This is a genomic window from Alphaproteobacteria bacterium, from assembly GCA_040905865.1.
Lineage (GTDB): Bacteria > Pseudomonadota > Alphaproteobacteria > UBA8366.
This window is the reverse complement of sequence record JBBDQU010000078.1, coordinates 1-18515: the sequence shown is the minus strand read 5'-3', so window position 1 is coordinate 18515 and position 18515 is coordinate 1. Positions and strand designations below refer to the sequence as shown.

Below are 18515 nucleotides of genomic sequence, written 5' to 3'. Positions count from 1 at the left end.
TGTTAATCGGAATCACCCGGGTGATTCCGATTAATCACGATTTGCTTTAACAGGACAATTGCGAAATTGATTGCGAGAATGTTTCTGATACCGTGCTGATGAGCGACGACGAAATATGCGCGGCTGCTGGCGACAGTGTCTGCGGATTGCTATGCGGCGCTGGCACCGATGGCCAGGACCGGAGGAGCCCGACGACATGATCTTTGTCCGTATGGTGGCCGGATTGTTCCTTTTTACCTTCGGTGCGTCCCTCGCCGTCGCGCAGTCGAGCACGAGTATCCTGCAGTACGACAAGAACGGCAATGTCATCGGCAGCACGGAAAAGCAGACTGAAAGCCCGGCCCCCGCTGTAGCGCCGCAATCTCCGGGTCAGCCCGCCGCAGGTGACAATGCGTCGGCGCCGGCCTTTGCCGATACGGATGCGGAAGCCCACGAACCGCGCGAAGTCCTCATTGTCGATCCGCCTTCCGGGTTCCTGCGCGCCATGGTGCGTGATGGATACGCCCTTATTGAACGGATCCGCCTGGATGCTTTGGACATGACCGTCTTGCGGTTACGGACACCGGCGGATGTCACCGTGGACCAGGCGCTTGCCTCGATCCGCGCCCAATACCCGTCCGTCGTTTCGGGCGCGAACCAGCGACTGAGTCCCGGGTCCGGCCAGAAGGGCGATTACGGGCGAAAGCTATTCGGCTGGGGCGAGGTTTCGCGGGATTGCGGCGCCGGGTTGCGCATCGGAATCATCGATACCATCGTCGACCTGGAACATCCCGCGCTGCGCGGCCGGAATATTGCGCGACGATCCTTTCTCGCGGCCCAGGACAAGCCCGGAGTTTCCGACCATGGCACCGGCGTAGCTGCGATCCTCATCGGCAACGGCAACGACGGCCAGTGGAACGGGCTGCTGCCCGGCGCTTCGCTTTATGCGGCCAATATCTTTTCGGCAACGCCGGACGGTAAGCTCAAGGCAAGCCTGGGGTCGATGATGAAGGCGCTCGACTGGCAGGTTGCCAAGAACGTACCGGTCGTCAATATCAGCCTGACGGGATCGGAGAACAGGGTCCTTTCGCTGCTCATGGAACGGGCATCGGCGAAGGGGCTGGTGATCGTCGCGGCGGCGGGCAATGGCGGCGCATCCGCGAAACCGGCCTATCCGGCTGCCCATCCCAATGTGCTGGCGGTAACCGCCATCGACCAGCAACTTGCCGCCTATGACCATGCCAACCAGGGCGACTATATCGATTTCGCCGCGCCTGGCGTGGGCCTCTGGACAGCCATGAATGGCGGCGGTGCGCTGCAGAGCGGCACTTCCTTCGCGGCCCCCTTTATCACGGCCGCCGTCACGCTGGAAATTGCCAGCGGCGCCAGGCCCGACCCCGTGGCGTTGCGCGCCGCCCTGCGTAAACTGACGCAGGACCTCGGCCCCCCGGGGCGCGACCCTGTTTTTGGCTGGGGACTCGTCCGGATGCGGCCGAATTGCAAGTAAGGCGCTTCCCAATCCGCCATCACGCCTGCTGAATCGGCCGCGTGGCGTCTTCCAGCCATGCCTTGTCCGGACCGGCCAGCGCCGGCGACAACGTTTCCCGGACCCGGGCGTGATAGCCATCGAACCAGGCGATCTCACCGGCATCCAGCAGCGCGACATCCACGAGGCTGCGGTCGATTGGCGCCAGGGTCAGGGTATCGAATTCCAGCATCACCCGTTCACTTCCCGCGAGCGCCTTGCAGGGCACCACGGTGACCAGGTTTTCAATACGGATCCCATAGGCGCCGGACTTGTAATAACCCGGTTCGTTGGACACGATCATGCCCGGCTGCAGGGCAACCGTGCTCGGCGCCTTCGAAATGCGATGCGGCCCCTCATGGACGCTGAGATAGCTGCCGACGCCATGGCCTGTTCCATGATCGAAATCCAGACCGGCCTGCCATAGGGACTGGCGCGCCAGTAGGTCCAGTTGCGCGCCCGTCGTTCCCGCCGGGAAGCGCACACGCGCAATCGCGATATGGCCCTTGAGCACACGCGTAAAACGATCGCGCATTTCCGCCGTTGGCGTACCGACCGCAATGGTGCGGGTAACATCGGTCGTGCCATCCAGGTATTGCGCGCCGGAATCGACCAGAAACAGCTCCCCCACATTGATCCGCCGGTCGCTGCGCGGCGACACGCGGTAATGCACGATGGCGCCATTGGGGCCGGATCCGGAAATTGTATCGAAACTGAGATCACGGATCAGCGAATCGCCAAACCGGAATTTCGCCAGCCTGTCGGAGGCTTCCAGTTCCCGCAGCGTACCCGTCGGCGCCTTTTGGGAAAACCACGCTAGGAAGCGGGTCAGCGCCGCCCCGTCCCGTTCATGGGCCGCGCGGGCCCCGGCGATTTCGACTGCATTCTTGCACGCCTTTGGCAGTGCGCAGGGATCGTCGCCGCGCGATACGGTCGCACCGCCCTCGTTCAGCCGGTCGACCGCATAGGCAGCGGTGCTCGCCGCATCCACGCGCACGATTTTGCCCTGCAATGCGGCCAGCGCGGCGGGAAATGCCGATTCGCTGTTGACGGAAACGCCGTTTCCAAGATGAGCGCCAAGGCCCGGCGCCAGCTTGCGCGGATCGACAAAAAGGTCGACGGCGCCATCGCCATGCACAATCGCAAAGGACAGCGGCATTGGCGCGCGCGGCACGTCGCCGCCGCGGATATTCAGCAACCAGGCGATTGAATCCGGTGCGGTCAGCACTGCGGCATCGCAACCGGCCTTTTGCAGGGCAGCGCCGATTTCGGCCCGTTTCTCTTCCGACGGCTTGCCCGCATAGGCCAGGTCATGCGCGACAATCGGCGCTATCGGCGGCGCCGGCTGATCCAGCCAGATCGCGTCCAGCGGGTTGTCCAACTGCGGCGCCAGATTGCATCCGACCCGCTTCGCCGACCGCCGGAAGGCGTCAACGGCATTCTCCGAATGCAGCCAGGGATCGTAGCCAAGGCTGCTCCCCGCGGACAAATTGGCGGCAATCCAATCCGCCGGCGTCGTATCCGTCAGGTGAATCGGCTCTATCAGCGCGGTAGCCACTTCGTTGCGGACCTGAAGCGTGTAACGGCCATCGACAAAAATCGCCGCCGTTTCGCGCAGCACAATGGCCGTACCCGCGGACCCGGCAAACCCGGTCAGCCAGCGCAGTCGTTCATCATGCGGCGGCACGTATTCGCCCTGATGCGCATCGGTCCGCGGTACGATGAAGCCATCCAGCCCGCGCCGCGCCAGTTCGGCGCGCAGCGCCGCCAGCCGGGCGGCGGGCGCCGGGCCTTCGGCGAAACCGCCATCGCCCTGCTGTGATATCATCCGTTTCAACGCCTGCAACTGGTCACGCAGCGTCGCATTCGCCCGCGGGGCAATCAGGTCGATCCAGGCGTCGGGCCGCCGGCCTTCCGGGGCGCCAGCCACGCCCGCGACCAGCGAATACACGGCGTCCCGGTTCAGGGTGACGCCGGCCGCCGATAATTCCGATAGCAGCGCCGTGTCTCCGTCATAATCCGGTGCATCAGACGCCATCTTCAACTTCCTTTCCGTCACCACCTGCGCCCCACCGGTTGTCGCCAGACTCACAGAATTGAACCGCACCAGCAATCCCATTTTCATGAAATCCCGCAGGAATCCGCAAATATTTGCCGCAAAGCAGCAATTTTTATTGCCCTGCAAAATTTATTGCTGCAACGCAATATTTTTGCTGACATTCCCGAATCGTTGAGGTACAAAGAGGTCAAGGAAATAACCAACGGGTCCGTGTTTCCCGGAAGTAATACAGAACGGTCCGGTACTATCCTCCCCCCTGGTATCGGACCCAGGTACCGCCTGCCGCCGCTCATCGCGCGACGACAAGCAGACGCCGATCGTCGATAACTTTTCGCCCCACGGGGCGTAGTCCATGACGACGGCAGGCGGTACCGTTTTTCCCCCACGATCAATCAACATACCGGCGGCCAGCGGGCATTCCTTCGTCTAACGGCCGTGGAATCGTCAAGTTTGTCGCATTCTTCATCCGGTTTTGCCATGCGTCAATCGCAATGCTGCAACGCAAAAATTCCGCTCAAATATTCATTATTGCGGCATATATTGAAGGCAAGAACTCGCATAGGTGCGAATTAACATTCTGTTATGAAAAGGATATCGAACATGGCGAACATAACTGTTTCCGAAACGGGTCAATCGCAGTCGAGCGACCTGTTCTCGCGTATCGCTCATTTCACAAGCACGATGTTTTCGGGAAGAGCGGTTCGGTCGTCGCAGCGTGATCTTGGCAGCCTTGACGATCATACGCTTGCCGATATCGGAATCCGGCGTGAAGAACTGCCGCTGAATTACCGGCATCTCCACGAAGGCGACCAGCGGCTCTACTGGGTTTCCTGAGCGAATTCCCTGCCCATCCGGCGGCCCCCGGTAAAACGGGATATGGCAGCCGGACGGTAGTTACCGGGCGAGGACAAGCGTGTGCCAACCGTCGATCGGGAGTCGCCGTACCAGGTGGAATCCCTGGCGACGATACGCTGCGCCGACCTCCCGCTCCTGATGGGCCAGCAGACCCGACAGGACGCAAACGCCGTTTGGCGCGATATGCCGACGGATCGCGTACGATAATGCGACCAGCGGCCGCGCCAGGATGTTGGCCAGGATAAGATCATAAGGCGCCGCCTGGCGAATCGCGCGGGCGGCGAATCCGTTGCTGCACAGGGATGTCACCTGTCCGGCAACCCGGTTCTGCCGCGCATTGGCGCGGGCAACGGCAACGGACCGCAGATCAATATCCGCCGCCATTACCGGCGCGTGCCAGGTCAATGCAGCAGCAATGGACAGGATGCCCGAGCCACAGCCTAGATCCAGCGGTTTTGCGAAGCGCCGCGTCCGCGCCAACCGGTCCAGCGCCAGCAGGCAGCCCTTCGTCGTCGCATGTTCACCCGTTCCGAAGGCCGCACCGGCATCGAGCAGGATGACATGCGCTCCGGCCGGCGCCGTCCCCTCGAAATGCGAAGGTTGCACAAAGTAACGCCCGGCCCGCAGCGGCTGAAACGAACGCTGGGTTTCCGCCACCCAATCGGTTGCCGGCAATGGCAGGCAGACGGCTTCCGGTTCCGGGACCCCCGCACGGGCAGCGGCAATCGCAATGGCGGCTGTCAGCGCCTCCGATGGCGGCGGCGCCAGGGTATAGCCTTCGACCCGCCACAGGATGTTTTCCTCCACCTCAAACGATACGAGGGCCATACAGAACGGCTCGAAGGCCTGTTCGAAGAACGCCGCGGCGCGCGGCGGCACGAAGACCTCTATCTTCCAGCCATCGGCGGTCAGGTTCATGCTACGGCCTGGTCACGAATGCGGCAACGACCCGCTTTTCGCCGGCATTATCGAAGGCGATGGTCAACCTGTCGCCATCGACTTCCCGGACGTCGCCCATGCCGAATTTCTGGTGGAAGCAGCGCTCGCCCACGGAAAATCCCGATTCATCCCCGACAACCGTATAGGCAGTCGAGTCGATGTATTTCTGCCCCTTGCCATGCGCCTGATAGCGGCGCCAGCCGGGGCCGCCCTCCGTTTTCGACGGCACGCCGCCGAACCCGGAACCGCTGCCGTATTCCGACAGCCTGCCATCCCGTGAACTGCCGTACAGGCCCGAATCACTCGTCACCTCGACGCATTCGGGCGGCAGTTCGTCAATAAACCGGGACGGAATGGCGCTGCGCCACTGGTTATAGACCCGGCGGCTGGCCGCGTGGGAGATTCGGACCCGCTTGCGCGCCCGCGTGATCCCGACATAGGCGAGCCGCCGCTCCTCTTCCAGCCCGGCGGTGCCGCTTTCATCGATGGCGCGCTGATGCGGGAACAGCTCTTCCTCCCAGCCCGGCAGGAAAACGGTTTCGAATTCGAGGCCCTTGGCGCTGTGCAGGGTCATCAGATTGACCATATCTGTACCGGCGGCCTCGGTATTCTCCATCACCAGACTGACATGTTCCAGAAAGCCTTCCAGATTCGCGAACTCCGCCATCGCCGGCAGCAATTCCTTCAGGTTTTCCAGCTTCCCCTGTGCTTCCGGCTTCTTGCTGGTGAGCCACATCTCCGTATAGCCGGATTCATCCAGAACCGTCGCCGCCAGCTCCGTATGCGGCACGCCGCCCGCCATCTGCCCCCAGCGCCGGAAATCCTCCAGAATGGTGCTCAGCTTGCGCTTTGCCGCGGTGCCGAGTTCATCGGTCTCGACAATCCGCACCCCGGCGCTGAACAGCGAGCAGCCTTCAATTCTGGCCAATCCATGCAGCGCCTGCAGCGTCGTCTTGCCGACGCCGCGCGCGGGCTTGTTGATGATCCGCTCGAAGGCGAGATCGTCGTCCGGCTGATGGATCAGCCGCAGATAGGCCAGAGAGTCGCGGATTTCCTCGCGTTCATAGAATCGCGGGCCGCCGATCACCCGGTAGGGAACGCCCAGAGTCATCAGGCGGTCTTCGAATTCACGGGTCTGGAACCCGGCCCGCACCAGGATGGCTATCTGGTCCAGCCGGTGCTGCTTGCGATGCAGGGATTCGATTTCCTCGCCCACATAGCGGGCTTCTTCCTCGCCGTCCCAGACGCCGCGAACGACAATCTTTTCGCCATCGTTCATGTCCGTCCACAGCGTCTTGCCGAGCCGCCCCTCGTTATGGGCGATCAGGCCCGACGCGGCCGCCAGGATATGCGGCGTGGAGCGGTAATTGCGCTCCAGCCGGACCACGGTCGCGCCCGGAAAATCCTGTTCGAACCGCAGGATGTTGCCGACCTCCGCCCCGCGCCAGCCATAGATCGACTGATCGTCATCGCCGACGCAGCACAGGTTGCGATGCCCCTGCGCCAGCAGCCGCAGCCATAGATACTGCGCGACGTTCGCATCCTGGTATTCGTCCACCAGGATATAGCGGAACAACCGCTGGTAATCGGCGAGGACATCAGGGTTGTCCGTGAACAACGTCAGGCAATGCAGTAGAAGGTCGCCGAAATCCGCGGCGTTCAGCGTGGTCAGCCGCTCCTGGTATTGCCGGTACAGGTCGATCGCCTTGCCATTGGCGAACTCGCCGCCATCGCCCCTTGGCACCTTGGCCGGGGTGAGCCCGCGATCCTTCCAGCGCTGGATTATCCCGGACAGCACCCGGGCCGGCCAGCGCTTCTCATCGATCTGTTCGGCCTCCAGAAGCTGCTTGAGCAGCCGCACCTGATCGTCCGTGTCGAGGATGGTGAAATTGGACTTCAGCCCGACCAGTTCCGCATGGCGCCGCAGGATACGGACGCCCAGCGCATGAAATGTGCCCAGCCACAGCCCTTCGGTCGCCGGGCCGATGAGGTCCGCGACCCGCTCGCGCATTTCCCGTGCGGCGCGGTTGGTGAAGGTGACCGACAGGATCTGATAGGGACGCGCCCGATTGGTGTGGATGATCTGCGCCAGCCGGGTCGTCAGCACCCGCGTCTTGCCCGTGCCTGCCCCGGCAAGTACCAGCACCGGCCCGTCCAGCGCTTCCACGGCCGCGCGTTGGGATTCGTTCAGCGAGGCCAGCCAGGGCGCCGGCCGCGCCGGGGCGAACGGCGCCGGTTCTTCATAGTCCAGCGGATCGCTGGCAAATGGGTCGGTCATCGAACCACAGGTCTCGTTTAAAAGGGATGCTGTACTACCCTATATAGGGCAGAAGCTGCCACAGCGAAACGGTGACGGAACTTTCAGGCGCCGGATCACGTTTCAGTGCAACATTACGGCGCGACGCAATAACGTGATACGCTGTGTTTTGAAGTTTTTTCGCAATTCTATCGGGTGAATCCGTCATGAATATGTGGAACCGCGTTTTCGGATATGCAAAGCAAACGGCGGCGTTCGTCCTTCTTTTTGCGGTCCTGTCGGCGGTCCCGGTTCCCGCTACCGCGCAATCCAGTGCCGAGGACGTACTCCACGCGGTGGTTCGCGTCCAGAGTACGACCGAAAGCACCGCCCGGTCAGCGAAAACCCTGGGAACGGAACGCGACGGCCATGGCGTCGTCATCGATTCGAGCGGCCTGATCGTGACCATCGGTTATCTGGTGCTCGAAGCGTCGTCGGTGATGGTGACCGGGCCCGACGGCGAACCGCAACCGGCCAGCGTCATCGCCTATGACCATAACACCGGCTTCGGCCTGTTGCGGATGGCTCGGCCGCTACCGGTCAAACCGATGCGGATAGGCGATTCATCGTCCCTGCAAACCGGTGCCGGCGCCCTTGTCGCCGGATATGGCGGCGTGCGAAGCGCTATTCCGGCCCGGGTCGTTTCCCGTCGCGACTTTGCCGGTTACTGGGAATACCTGTTGCCCGACGCGATCTTCACCCAGCCGCCTTACCCGCTGTTCGGCGGCGCGGCGCTGGTCGACAAGGACGGCAGGCTGGTCGGAATCGGTTCGCTGATCGTTGGCGACGCGCAGGGCCCCGACACGCCCAGCCCCGGCAACATGTTCGTGCCTATCAACGCGCTGAAACCGATCCTGGCGCAGTTGATCGCCAATGGCCGGTCCGATGGACCCCGGCATCCCTGGATGGGCGTTTACACCGAAGAGCACCGCCAGCGGGTATTCGTCTCCCGGCTGGCGGCCGAGGGCCCTGGTGCGGTCGCGGGCATCCAGGCGGGCGACCTTGTCGTTGCCGTCGCCGGCCAGCCGGTTTCGGGACAGATGGATTTTTACCGCAAGGTCTGGGCGCTGGGCGAACCGGGGATCGATATTCCGCTTACGGTTCTGCGGCAGGCCGGCGGCATGGAGGACGTCACCATTAAATCCGGCGACCGCTACGACTGGCTGAAGCGCGGCACCAGCCACTGACGCAGCCGCTATTGCGGGAAGTGCGCTGCTCAATCCAGCAGCGCCGAGACGATTTCGTCCCATTCTTCCTGTAACGGCGCAGACGACGCCGGCTTTCCCGCGCGGCGGTACCAGTAACCGGCATTAGCGAGGTCGTCCTCGACCCGGTGCAGATAGGCGTGCACCCAGGCGCCGGTCGCGTCGTTCTGGGCCTGCGCCAGTTGATGCGCCGCATCCCAGTCGCCCTTCGCATCCTGCCACAGCGCCTGCAGGGCACGGTCGATACCGTCCGGGGGTGTATCGTTGCGGACCGAATCCCTGAATGTCTGAATATCCATGCCGCCTCTCCAGTTTGCATTGATCCGTTCAATCATAGCACGGCCGACGGGCGGTGCTGGCCTTCGCGCGCAAAAGATGTGTAGGCTCTGGCCAATCTAAAATCACATCGGGGGAAACCATGAAAATCAGCAGTTACGAAGTCGCCATCCTGAAGGTGCCGGAGGACGACCCGCTGGCGAATATGCCGGAAGAAGCCGGCCGGTTCCGGCCCGTCGTCATGCTGCGCCTGCGCACCGATAGCGGTATCGAAGGCATCGCCGTCACCTTCTATGGCGGCAAGATGACCGGCAGCCTGAAGGTCGCGGTCGAGGAATTGTCCGAACTGACCGTCGGCGAGGATCCGTTGCGGATCGAGAAAATCGTCGCGAAGCTGCGCAGCGGCGCCGGGGATTCCTGCGGGCCGGGCGGCATCTTCACCCTGGCGCTGTCGGCCATCGATATTGCCCTGTGGGACATCAAGGGCAAGGCGCTGGAACAGCCGCTGTGGAAACTGCTGGGCGGGCACCGGGACCGCGTGCCGACCTATGCCTCCGGGTCGCTGCGCCGCGGGTTGACCGATGACCAGGCGCAACGGGCGGCGCAGATCCTGGTGCAGAAAGGCTTCCGGGAGATGAAGACCCAGATGGCGCTGCCCGGCAGCCCGTCGCCGGCCGACGAGGTCCGCCGCGTCACGGTGGTGCGCGAGGCCATCGGTCCGGACATCAAGCTGATGTGCGACATCAACCAGCGCTGGCGTCCGGAACAGGCCATCGATATCGGCAGCCGGGTGGAAGAAGTCGGGCTGTTCTGGCTGGAGGATGTCACCACGGCGGACGATTATCAGGGCCTCGCCCGCGTCACCGCCGCACTGAACACGCCGATAGCGGGGGGCGAATACCTGTACGGCATCGCGCCGTTCCGCCAGATGATCGAGGCGCGGTCGGTCGATATCGTCATGGTGGATATCGTCCGGGCCGGCGGCGTCACCCAGTGGATGAAGATCGCGGGCATGGCGGAAGCCTTCAACCTGCCCATTGTCAGCCATGTGATGCCGGAAATCCTGGTGCATCTGGTCGCCGCCTGCCCGAACGGGCTGACGGTGGAATACATGCCCTGGATGCTGGCGCTCTACGAAGAAACCCCCGTGATCGACAAGGGCGACCTGATCCTGCCGACCGCGCCGGGGCTGGGCCTGAAATTCGACGAAAAGGCGATTGCCGCGTTCAAGGCGTAGATCAGATCGCGACGATGATAGCGCAGGGCGGCGGGACTGTTACGGGTCCGCCGCCCTGCCATTTTATCAACCGCGACAACCGCCTACCCGATCAGATCCAGCGTTCCCTCGGCGAAGAGTTCCTCGACCTCAAATCGGCGTGGCGTGATGTGCTGGTCGACCGCCATCTGCGCCAGGGCATCCAGCGCCCTGCGGTTCGGCTCGACGCCGTAAGGGAACGGATCGCCGGCGATACCCGCCTCCAACTGGATCGTCAGTGCATCCTCTTCCGACAGATCGCCCGAACGGTCGAGGCTGCCGTAATAGGCCTCTTTCGATTCCGTCAGCGCGTCGAACAGGTCTACCGCAAGGCCCGGATATTCTTCCAGCAGATCGTCTCGCACGACGATGGTGTGGTTGACCGGGTAGATGCCGGTTTTCCGGTAGGAGGCGAAACCGGCCTCCACCGCGTTGGGGATCAGCGGTTCCACGCCCGGCGGCGGCGCGCCGGGGGGCACCGCCGACCAGACCGCTGCCGCCGCGTCGATATCTCCGGTTTTGAACAGGTCGGCCATATTGCGCCCCCTGAACAGGTAGTTCGCATTGGGCGGCAGTTCGAATTCGGCAACATGTTCGTCATCGGTCGCGGCCCAGCGCACCTTTTCGAGGTTCACGCCATATTCATTCTGCAGGACCCCGCGCGCCCACACGCCGGTCGTGACCGTATAGCCGCGATTCACCCCGACGGTGCGGCCCTCCAGGTCCTGCGGTTCGCGAATTCCCGATTTCGGGTCATGGAAGATTGCCGCATGATGGAAATTGCGGGTGATGAATACGGGAATGGCGGTGAAGGGTTTACGGTGCGCCCTGGCGCAGAGATAGGTCGTGACCGGCATTTCGCAGATATCGAACGCGAGTTCCCGCACCATCCGGCGCGCGGCGACGAGGATATTGTCGAATTCGGGATATTCGAGCTGAATATCGTCGTTCAGTTCGACGACATCCTCTTTCATCTGCATCATCAACCCGTAATCGCGGGTCGGCATGGTCAGGGTCGGCATGGAAAACGCCTCCTTCAGGGCCCGACCCGGTAAACCGTCCGGTAATTGCCGGCAATCGACGGCGCGGTTCCGCCATGGGCCGCAATGCCTTCCGGACCCATGAGCAACCGGTCGACGGATGCGATCCCGGGGGCCCGCGCGGCCTCCACCAGCACGACAAATCCGGGAACGCGATCCGGGGTCTGCCGCAGATGCACCCGCTTCGAGGCCGCGACCAGGTCCGCCGCAACCTCCCAGGCATGCGCGGCGATGACGCCCCGTTCGGCGGTGAACCCCGGCACCGTATCCGCCAGCCACTGACGCAGCGCATCCGTGCGTCCTTCCACTGCGTCGAACAGGTAGAACCCGGCGACCGCGCCCTCGCCTTCCCCCGCACTGGCCAGCAGTCGCCCCATGAAGCGGGTCGGACCGATGAAATTGGGCAGGTAACGCCGGCTGTTTTCGTCAGGATCGCGAATCAGCGACAGGTACGCCTCGCTGGTGAAGGATTCCGCGCTCTCCGCCTCGTAAAGGGCGGCATAGCGCGGATTCCCGCCGGCGGATTCGAACCGCCGCCCCCGGCGGAATCCCGGCAGACCGATGACGCGGTCGCGCATGTGTTCGCGGTTGTACCACTCGTTAAATTCATCTTCCACGGCAGGATCGATATCCAGCAGCGCCAGCAATATGGCCTGTCCAGCAATCGTCATGACCTGATCTCCCTTTCCTTCAGCGTATCAGCGGCTTGAGCGCATCGGCGCGGGGCGCCGTGGCGGCGACAATCGGCAGCGCGTCGTAGGCATCCGACCAGGCGGCGACGGCCGGGTAGGTTTCGCGCCAGTCGGGGACCAGCTTGTAGAAGCGCATCATGCCCAGCGCCGTAAACAGGCAGATCGTCCGGAAAGTCAGCGGCGGGGCGCCGGCCGGCACGGTCAGGGTCGTGTTCAGATGGGCCAGTTCCCGCCGCGCCTGTTCTTCCTCGACCTCCAGCAGGAAATCGGACTGGTCTTCCGCCGCCCGCCGGATTTCCCGCGACCAGACCGTGATGGCGTCCAGAAAGGCCAGCGCCTCCGTTTCCGCCGCGACGGCCTGCCAGTCGCCATAGCGCGCGACTGTCTGCGTCCGGCCGCCTTTTTCGTCCAGATAGGCGCAGATATGCCGCGCCTCGGCCAGGGTCAGGTCGCCATCGACCAGCACCGGCACCCGGCCCAGCGGCGACAGCGGGATAACCGGGTTGTCCCTGCTGCGCAGGGTCACCCATTCCAGTTCGATGTCGCTGGTCAGTCCCGCCTGGTCGGCCACGATCCGGCACATCCGGGCATAAGGTGAATTTGGCGTGTAATAAAGTTTCATAGCCGCCCCGTTGCTGTTCTGCGCCCCCCAGGCGCCTGTGTCGTCAATCCTAGTTCTCGAAGGTGCCAACCACGAAGTCAACGGTTTCAAGCATCCGCCCTAGGCGCGAGTAAAAAAATGGCCCTTCCCGCATCGCGGAAAGGGCCAGTTGGGCCGGGTGGTCGGAATGTCTGTCAGTTGCTGTCGCGGCGGTCTTTTTCGTCGTCGCGATGGTGGCGGCGTTCGCCCTTGTGGCGGCGATGCAGTTCATCGCGGGTGATAGCGCCATCCGAATCGCGATCCATGAAGCGGGCGATACGGGTCATGGGCGCCTTCATCTCATCGCCGGTGACCTTGCCGTCGCCGTCATCGTCCAGGCGCTGGAAACCATCGACCATCCGCGAACGCATGCGCTCCATCCACAGCCCCTGGTATTCTTCAAGCTGCAGGACCCCGTCACCATTGGCGTCGAACCTGGCGAGGCTGTCGGCGCGGGCCGTGTCGATTTCCGCCACGGTCACCTTGCCATCCTTGTCCAGGTCGAACCGGTCGAACAGGCGCTCCGCATGCATATGCCGTTTCATGCCCGGGCCGCCATGATGCTTGCCATAACCGCCGCCATTGCGGTCATGCGCCGACGCGCCCACCGCCAGCGCGCTCAGGGCGCCAAGGGCAATGACGCTGACGCCGACCAGGATCTTCTTGTTGCGTATCATCTGTCTTCCTTTCGAGTGGGGAACGGGTTGTTCTCACAGGAAGCAGATGACACCGAAACCATCCCGAAACTATGTCGGGAAACCGCCAATTTGTCGCCAATCGTCCCGGCGGCGGCATTTGCGACATTCTGATACAATTCTTTTATCCCGCTGCCATGCATTGGCGGCATGATGCGGGTAAAGGGAGTACGCGGGACGCTATGGAAGAAACGCCGCATATACTGGTCGTCGACGATCGCCGGGACATTCGCGATCCCCTCGTGAAATATCTTGGCCAGCACGGATACAGGGTCAGCGAAGCGGACAGCGCGGCAGCGGCCCGCCGTATGCTGGAAAAAAGCGCCATCGACCTGGTCGTGCTCGATATCATGATGCCGGGTGAGGACGGGTTGTCGCTATGCCGGCACCTGCGCGAATCTTCCGCCATTCCGGTCATCCTGCTGACCGCGATGGCCGATGAAACGGACCGCATCGTCGGGCTGGAAATGGGCGCGGACGATTACCTGACCAAGCCGTTCAATCCCCGCGAACTGGTGTCCCGCATCCGGGCCGTGCTGCGCCGGGTACACAGCCTGCCGCCGCAGCGGCAAACGGTATCAACCGGCAATATCCGGTTCGACCGATGGACGCTGGATACCGCGCGGCGGGAACTGATCGATGAAGCCGGCGCGGCAATCCCCCTCAGCACCGGCGAATTCAACCTGCTGGATGCGTTCCTGCGGCACCCGAACATGGTGCTGACCCGCGACCAGTTGCTGGATCATACAAGGTCGCGGGAGGCCGCCGTGTTCGACCGCAGCATCGACAATCAGGTCAGCCGTCTGCGCAAGAAGATCGAACGTGATCCAAAATCGCCCTCCCTGATCGCCACCGTCTGGGGCGGCGGGTATATGTTTGCCGCCGAGGTCCTGCGGCAGTGAGGATATGGCCGCGCACCCTGGCGGGACAGCTTGTCGCCGGAATCCTGGCGGCACTGGTTGTCGCGCAACTGGCGACCTTCGCCATTTTCGTCGACGAGCGCCGCATGGCCGCCCGCGCCGCCGCGCGAACCCAGGTCCTGCAGCGCAGCGCGGCGGTTTTCCGCCTGCTCGAAAATACACCTGCCGCACTGGCATCCCGGATCGCCGGGGAATCGAGCGACGAATGGATACGGTTTACCGTATCCGATGCCGCCGCCGTCGGCGCCGATGGCGCCCGACCCCGGGACTGGGCGCTTCGGCGAAGTTTTCAGCGCTATCTGGGCCGCGACAACGTCGAAATTCGCATGGACGTCGATACCGCCGGCGGGCTGGTCGACCGGATGCCGCCGATGCCGTTTCGCTGGGGACGGGACGGTGACGAATATGAACGGCGCGACGATGACCGCAGGGAGCAGCCGCGAAAACGCCGATTGCGGCCCGCATTCGGGCTGACGCTGTCCATCGGCATGCAGGATGGGCGGTGGATGAATGTGGAAACGCTGGTGACGCCGCCGCCGCCGTCCTGGGCGGTCCCAACCCTCAGCATGGTCGGCGGCACGGCCGTCGTGCTTGTCATTATCGTCATCGTTCTGGTTCGCCGCGTTACCCGGCCGCTGGCGCAACTGGCCAGCGCCGCGGAAAGCCTGGGCCGCGGCGCCGATACCGCGCCCCTGGCGGAAGAAGGCCCGCTGGATATCCGCCGCACAACCGAAGCCTTCAACCGGATGCAGGAACGGTTGCAGCGTTTCGTTCGCGACCGGACACAGATGCTCGCCGCGATATCCCATGACCTGCGGACGCCGATTACCTCAATCCGGCTGCGGGCGGAATTCATCGAGGATGCGGAACTTCGCGACAGGATCATCGCCACACTGGCGGAAATGCAGCGCATGACCGAAGCGACCCTTGCCTTCGCCCGCGAAGACGTAACGGCGGAACCCAGCCGGATTGTCGATATTGCCGCGCTGGTCGACAGCGTGGCCGCCGACCTGGCCGATACCGGCATGGATATCGCCTGCGACCCGGCCGAGCGGATCGACATCACCGGACGTCCGGACGCCCTGAAACGGGTATTCCGGAACCTGATCGAAAATGCGGTTGCCTATGGGCAGCGCGCCCGTGTCGCCATATCCACATCGCAAGGCGACGCAATCATTACCATCGAAGACGATGGGCCGGGCATTCCGGAAGCCGCGCGCGAGCGCGTTTTCGAACCCTTCGTCCGGCTGGAAGAATCGCGCAACCGGGAAACCGGCGGCATCGGTCTGGGACTGGCGATTGCCCGGACCATCGTGCGGGCCCATGGCGGCGATATCGCACTGGATAACGCGGCGGGCGGCGGGCTGCGCGTCACGGTCACCCTGCCGCTGGACATCCCGGCATAGAAGTCACGGCGTTTCCGGTTCGCGCAGCAGGTCGATCAGCGGCTGAACCGTGGACATCTCCTCCAAGTGTCCGATGGCGCCGATCACCTTCTCGATCTGGCTTTCGCTGTAGCGCGGTTTTGCATAGGTGCGGAACTTGTCCTGCACCTGGGCAAAGGACATCGGATTTTCCGGGGCACCCAGCGGCGCCTCGCACCGCGCCGTGAAGGCCCGACCGTCCGTCAGTTCCACCGTCGCAACAGCCTGCCCGTTACCCAGTGTCGTGTCGCAGGTGATTGCCACATTCTCGGCGGCGAAGCGGCGCAGCGCCGGATCGTCGTAACATTCCGGTTCGAACTGGGCCAGGGTCAGTTCCCGGTCACGCAGGTAGACCGCCGCCGCATAATGCGCCGACAGCATCGCTTCGAACTTCGCGGTATAGATGGCGAACCCGCCATGCATGTCGAAGGGCGTCTGGCCCAGCGCAATTGTCGCCCTGGCAATATCTTCAAACGCGAAACTGTTCGCCGCCACAAGATCGGACAGCGCCGTCATGACGTTCTGCAGGGACGTCGCGCAAGGCCACAACCGCACCCCGATCTGCTGCATTTCCCAATGGTCGCCCAGGCCGGCGACAGCATCCGCCGGGCGGCCGCCATTGGAATAGCTGTTGTAAATGCCGCCATCGGCAGCGGTGAGAATTTCACTGGTCGCAACGAAGCCCGTTTCCGCCAGCAGCGCCGCCATCAAGCCGGACAGCGCGCCACGGCACTGGTGGAACTTCACGGTCGGCGTTCCCCAGGCGGCGTAGGTCCCCGCCGACTGGCTGCCGGCTAGGCCGAAGGCGCGCGCCATTGTCGCTTCATCGAAACCGCGCAGGCTGCCGACCGCCGCCGCCGAGCCAAAGGGGCCGATGACTCCCGGTCCGTGCCACCCCTTGCCGCGAAAGGCGGGAAAGTCGAGCCCGATGCCGATCCGCGTCGTCACTTCGCATCCCGCCGTTACAGCGGCCAGAAAATCACGGCCGGAAACGCCGTCCCGCTCGCCGATCGCCAGTGCCGGGGGCACGACTTCCGGCGTGATATGGGTGAGGGTCGGGCGATGCACGTCGCACATCGTCACCGCCGTCATAAGGTAACCGTTCATGACTGTCGCCCCGGCAAGCGACAACCGTCCGCCGCCGATCAGACTTGCCTCCTGCGATGATCCCAGGGCCGTGGCCATCGCCTGCATCTGGCCGGTTTCCTCGCCCAGGTTGCCCGCCACCGCGCAGGCGAACGCATCCAGTATCAGCAGCTTGGCCGAGTCCCGGACATCCGCGGGAATGGCGTCATATGTCAGCCCGGCCGCAAATCCTGCAAGAACTTCGGTTGCGTTGTCAGCCATCGCCATCTCCTGCGCCAATCCTCACAATCGGGAGCATACCGGGCCAAAGGCGCAACGCGCAATTGTCATGCCGGCATTGAATGGTCCGTCGACATTCTCTCAATTCTGCATGGTCCCACAAGAACGCTATGCGGAATCACGCGCCACGCACTCTTTCTTCAAGTGCGCGAATTCTTTCTATATCGGTGGAATGGGTCATCGCGCGTTCGGCGCGGGCCAATGCCTGTCCGGCATGATGCCGTGCCGCTCCCTTCATCTGCGCGTCGTCTATCGACACCAGCGACAGGAATGCCTTCTGCAGGCGCACCCCGACCTCGACCATACCCGCTCCGTCGCGAGCAATGGCGATGAAGGCATCGTCGAACAGCTCCATCACCGACAGTCCCGGCACTTCCACACGGTCGAATTCCGGTTCACAGGCTTCATCGTCTTCAAGGGGCTTTGCCCAAGACGCCAGGAGTCTCACGAAACTGCCTATAATCGATATTGCCGTTCCCGGGTCGTTAATCCCCAGCGACAGCGCCCGGGCCGCGATTTCAGACATTGCGATAATTCCGAAACGGGGGTCTTCCTCGAAGGCCCGCGCATTGCCGATCAGGAACGAGTCGGTGATCCGCGACATGTCGGGCACGCCTCCTTCTTCCGGTCGGATATAAGCAAGCGGCCGGCCCGGCGCCGCGAAAGTACCCGGTAACGAGACCAGCGCTATGCGACATCCCGAGACCTCCGCTTCGTCCTGTAATGCGCGCATGTTGATATGCTGGATGTAGCCGATATCCGTCCCATACACGGCATTCCCGGATGCAGCAGAATCCCCCATTGGCACGCCACCGAGGTTCGGCAAGCGGCGGCGGATTACCAGCGCATCGCGCGTTGCCGATTCGATCTTGACGATGGTCGTCTCCATGCGGCCGAGCCGCGCGATACTGTCCACCCAGCGTACGAAAACGGCGATAATCCAGGCGAACATGCCAAGAGTCATGACGAACAGGACAAAATAACCCGTCTGACCGTAATAACTGGATTTCACCGCAATCAGCGCCACGACACTGAAGATGAAAGCGGCAACGAAACTCGACAGCGCCGTTTTGGAGACATCGTCAGCGACGATCAGCGGAAAGACCCGCGGCGTCGCTGAACTGCTGGCGGAATTATAGGCGGAGATCATCGAGGCGACGGCGAAGGTAGCGATGGGCAGCATCGCGGCCGACATGATCGACAGCAGCTTTTCGATGATTCCGGGCGCGATCTCCGGCACCAGCGAGCCAGCATCGATGAAATCCGCGAAGTGCGCCAGGAAGGCCGCCCCCACCGCCAGGGCTGAATCATAAATTGTTAATGCGCTGAGGGACGAACAGGATTCTTATG

Annotated in this window: 16 protein-coding genes; 6 read left to right on the top strand and 10 right to left on the bottom strand. The window is 63.2% G+C overall.

The window, feature by feature from the left end; translation table 11 throughout:
• Positions 1-196 precede the first annotated feature (196 nt).
• Complete coding sequence (locus tag WD767_18225; protein ID MEX2618029.1) at positions 197-1486, top strand: S8 family serine peptidase; 1290 nt, start codon at positions 197-199, stop codon at positions 1484-1486.
• Positions 1487-1505: 19 nt separating this feature from the next.
• Here the strand turns inward: WD767_18225 and WD767_18220 are convergent, their stop codons facing one another.
• On the bottom strand, positions 1506-3542 hold the full coding sequence (locus WD767_18220) for an aminopeptidase P family protein (protein MEX2618028.1): 2037 nt from the start codon (positions 3540-3542) through the stop codon (positions 1506-1508).
• Positions 3543-4163: 621 nt separating this feature from the next.
• Here WD767_18220 and WD767_18215 point away from each other — a divergent pair.
• A complete protein-coding gene (locus WD767_18215) occupies positions 4164-4397 on the top strand; it encodes a DUF1127 domain-containing protein (protein MEX2618027.1) in 234 nt (77 codons plus the stop codon).
• Positions 4398-4457: 60 nt separating this feature from the next.
• Here the strand turns inward: WD767_18215 and WD767_18210 are convergent, their stop codons facing one another.
• Together WD767_18210 and WD767_18205 are read right to left on the bottom strand one after the other, a co-directional pair.
• A complete protein-coding gene (locus WD767_18210) occupies positions 4458-5336 on the bottom strand; it encodes a 50S ribosomal protein L11 methyltransferase (GenBank protein ID MEX2618026.1) in 879 nt (292 codons plus the stop codon).
• A gap of 1 nt (position 5337) precedes the next feature.
• A complete protein-coding gene (locus WD767_18205) occupies positions 5338-7635 on the bottom strand; it encodes a UvrD-helicase domain-containing protein (protein ID MEX2618025.1) in 2298 nt (765 codons plus the stop codon).
• A gap of 185 nt (positions 7636-7820) precedes the next feature.
• On the opposite strand from WD767_18205, the gene WD767_18200 reads away from it, so the two are divergent.
• The gene (locus WD767_18200; protein MEX2618024.1) at positions 7821-8840 is read left to right on the top strand and encodes a S1C family serine protease; all 1020 of its coding nucleotides are present in this window, start codon (positions 7821-7823) and stop codon (positions 8838-8840) included.
• Between the two features lie 29 nt (positions 8841-8869).
• Here WD767_18200 and WD767_18195 read toward each other — a convergent pair whose 3' ends face one another.
• The gene (locus WD767_18195) at positions 8870-9157 is read right to left on the bottom strand and encodes a hypothetical protein (GenBank protein MEX2618023.1); all 288 of its coding nucleotides are present in this window, start codon (positions 9155-9157) and stop codon (positions 8870-8872) included.
• Positions 9158-9276: 119 nt separating this feature from the next.
• On the opposite strand from WD767_18195, the gene WD767_18190 reads away from it, so the two are divergent.
• On the top strand, positions 9277-10371 hold the full coding sequence (locus WD767_18190; GenBank protein ID MEX2618022.1) for a mandelate racemase/muconate lactonizing enzyme family protein: 1095 nt from the start codon (positions 9277-9279) through the stop codon (positions 10369-10371).
• A gap of 83 nt (positions 10372-10454) precedes the next feature.
• Here WD767_18190 and WD767_18185 read toward each other — a convergent pair whose 3' ends face one another.
• The 4 genes from WD767_18185 to WD767_18170 all read right to left on the bottom strand — a co-directional run bounded on the left by WD767_18185 (position 10455) and on the right by WD767_18170 (position 13438).
• The gene (locus WD767_18185; GenBank protein ID MEX2618021.1) at positions 10455-11411 is read right to left on the bottom strand and encodes an ABC transporter substrate-binding protein; all 957 of its coding nucleotides are present in this window, start codon (positions 11409-11411) and stop codon (positions 10455-10457) included.
• A gap of 14 nt (positions 11412-11425) precedes the next feature.
• Entirely contained in the window at positions 11426-12100 is a 675-nt protein-coding gene (locus WD767_18180) for a hypothetical protein (GenBank protein MEX2618020.1), read from the bottom strand.
• 19 nt (positions 12101-12119) lie between these two features.
• A complete protein-coding gene (locus WD767_18175) occupies positions 12120-12743 on the bottom strand; it encodes a glutathione S-transferase family protein (GenBank protein MEX2618019.1) in 624 nt (207 codons plus the stop codon).
• A gap of 173 nt (positions 12744-12916) precedes the next feature.
• Positions 12917-13438, bottom strand: a complete 522-nt coding sequence (locus WD767_18170) for a hypothetical protein (protein ID MEX2618018.1) — start codon at positions 13436-13438, stop codon at positions 12917-12919.
• Positions 13439-13638: 200 nt separating this feature from the next.
• Between WD767_18170 and WD767_18165 the strand changes: the two genes are divergently transcribed.
• Positions 13639-14358 carry a response regulator gene (locus WD767_18165; GenBank protein MEX2618017.1) on the top strand — a complete coding sequence of 240 codons (720 nt, stop codon included), beginning with the start codon at positions 13639-13641 and terminating at the stop codon, positions 14356-14358.
• Positions 14355-15782, top strand: coding sequence for an ATP-binding protein (locus WD767_18160; GenBank protein ID MEX2618016.1), 1428 nt, complete (start codon positions 14355-14357; stop codon positions 15780-15782). Before WD767_18165 ends, WD767_18160 begins: the two co-directional genes overlap by 4 nt.
• A gap of 3 nt (positions 15783-15785) precedes the next feature.
• On the opposite strand, the gene WD767_18155 is transcribed toward WD767_18160, so the two are convergent.
• Complete coding sequence (locus tag WD767_18155) at positions 15786-17147, bottom strand: MmgE/PrpD family protein (protein MEX2618015.1); 1362 nt, start codon at positions 17145-17147, stop codon at positions 15786-15788.
• Between the two features lie 136 nt (positions 17148-17283).
• Positions 17284-18459, bottom strand: coding sequence for a DUF2254 domain-containing protein (locus tag WD767_18150; GenBank protein MEX2618014.1), 1176 nt, complete (start codon positions 18457-18459; stop codon positions 17284-17286).
• Positions 18460-18515: the final 56 nt, after the last annotated feature.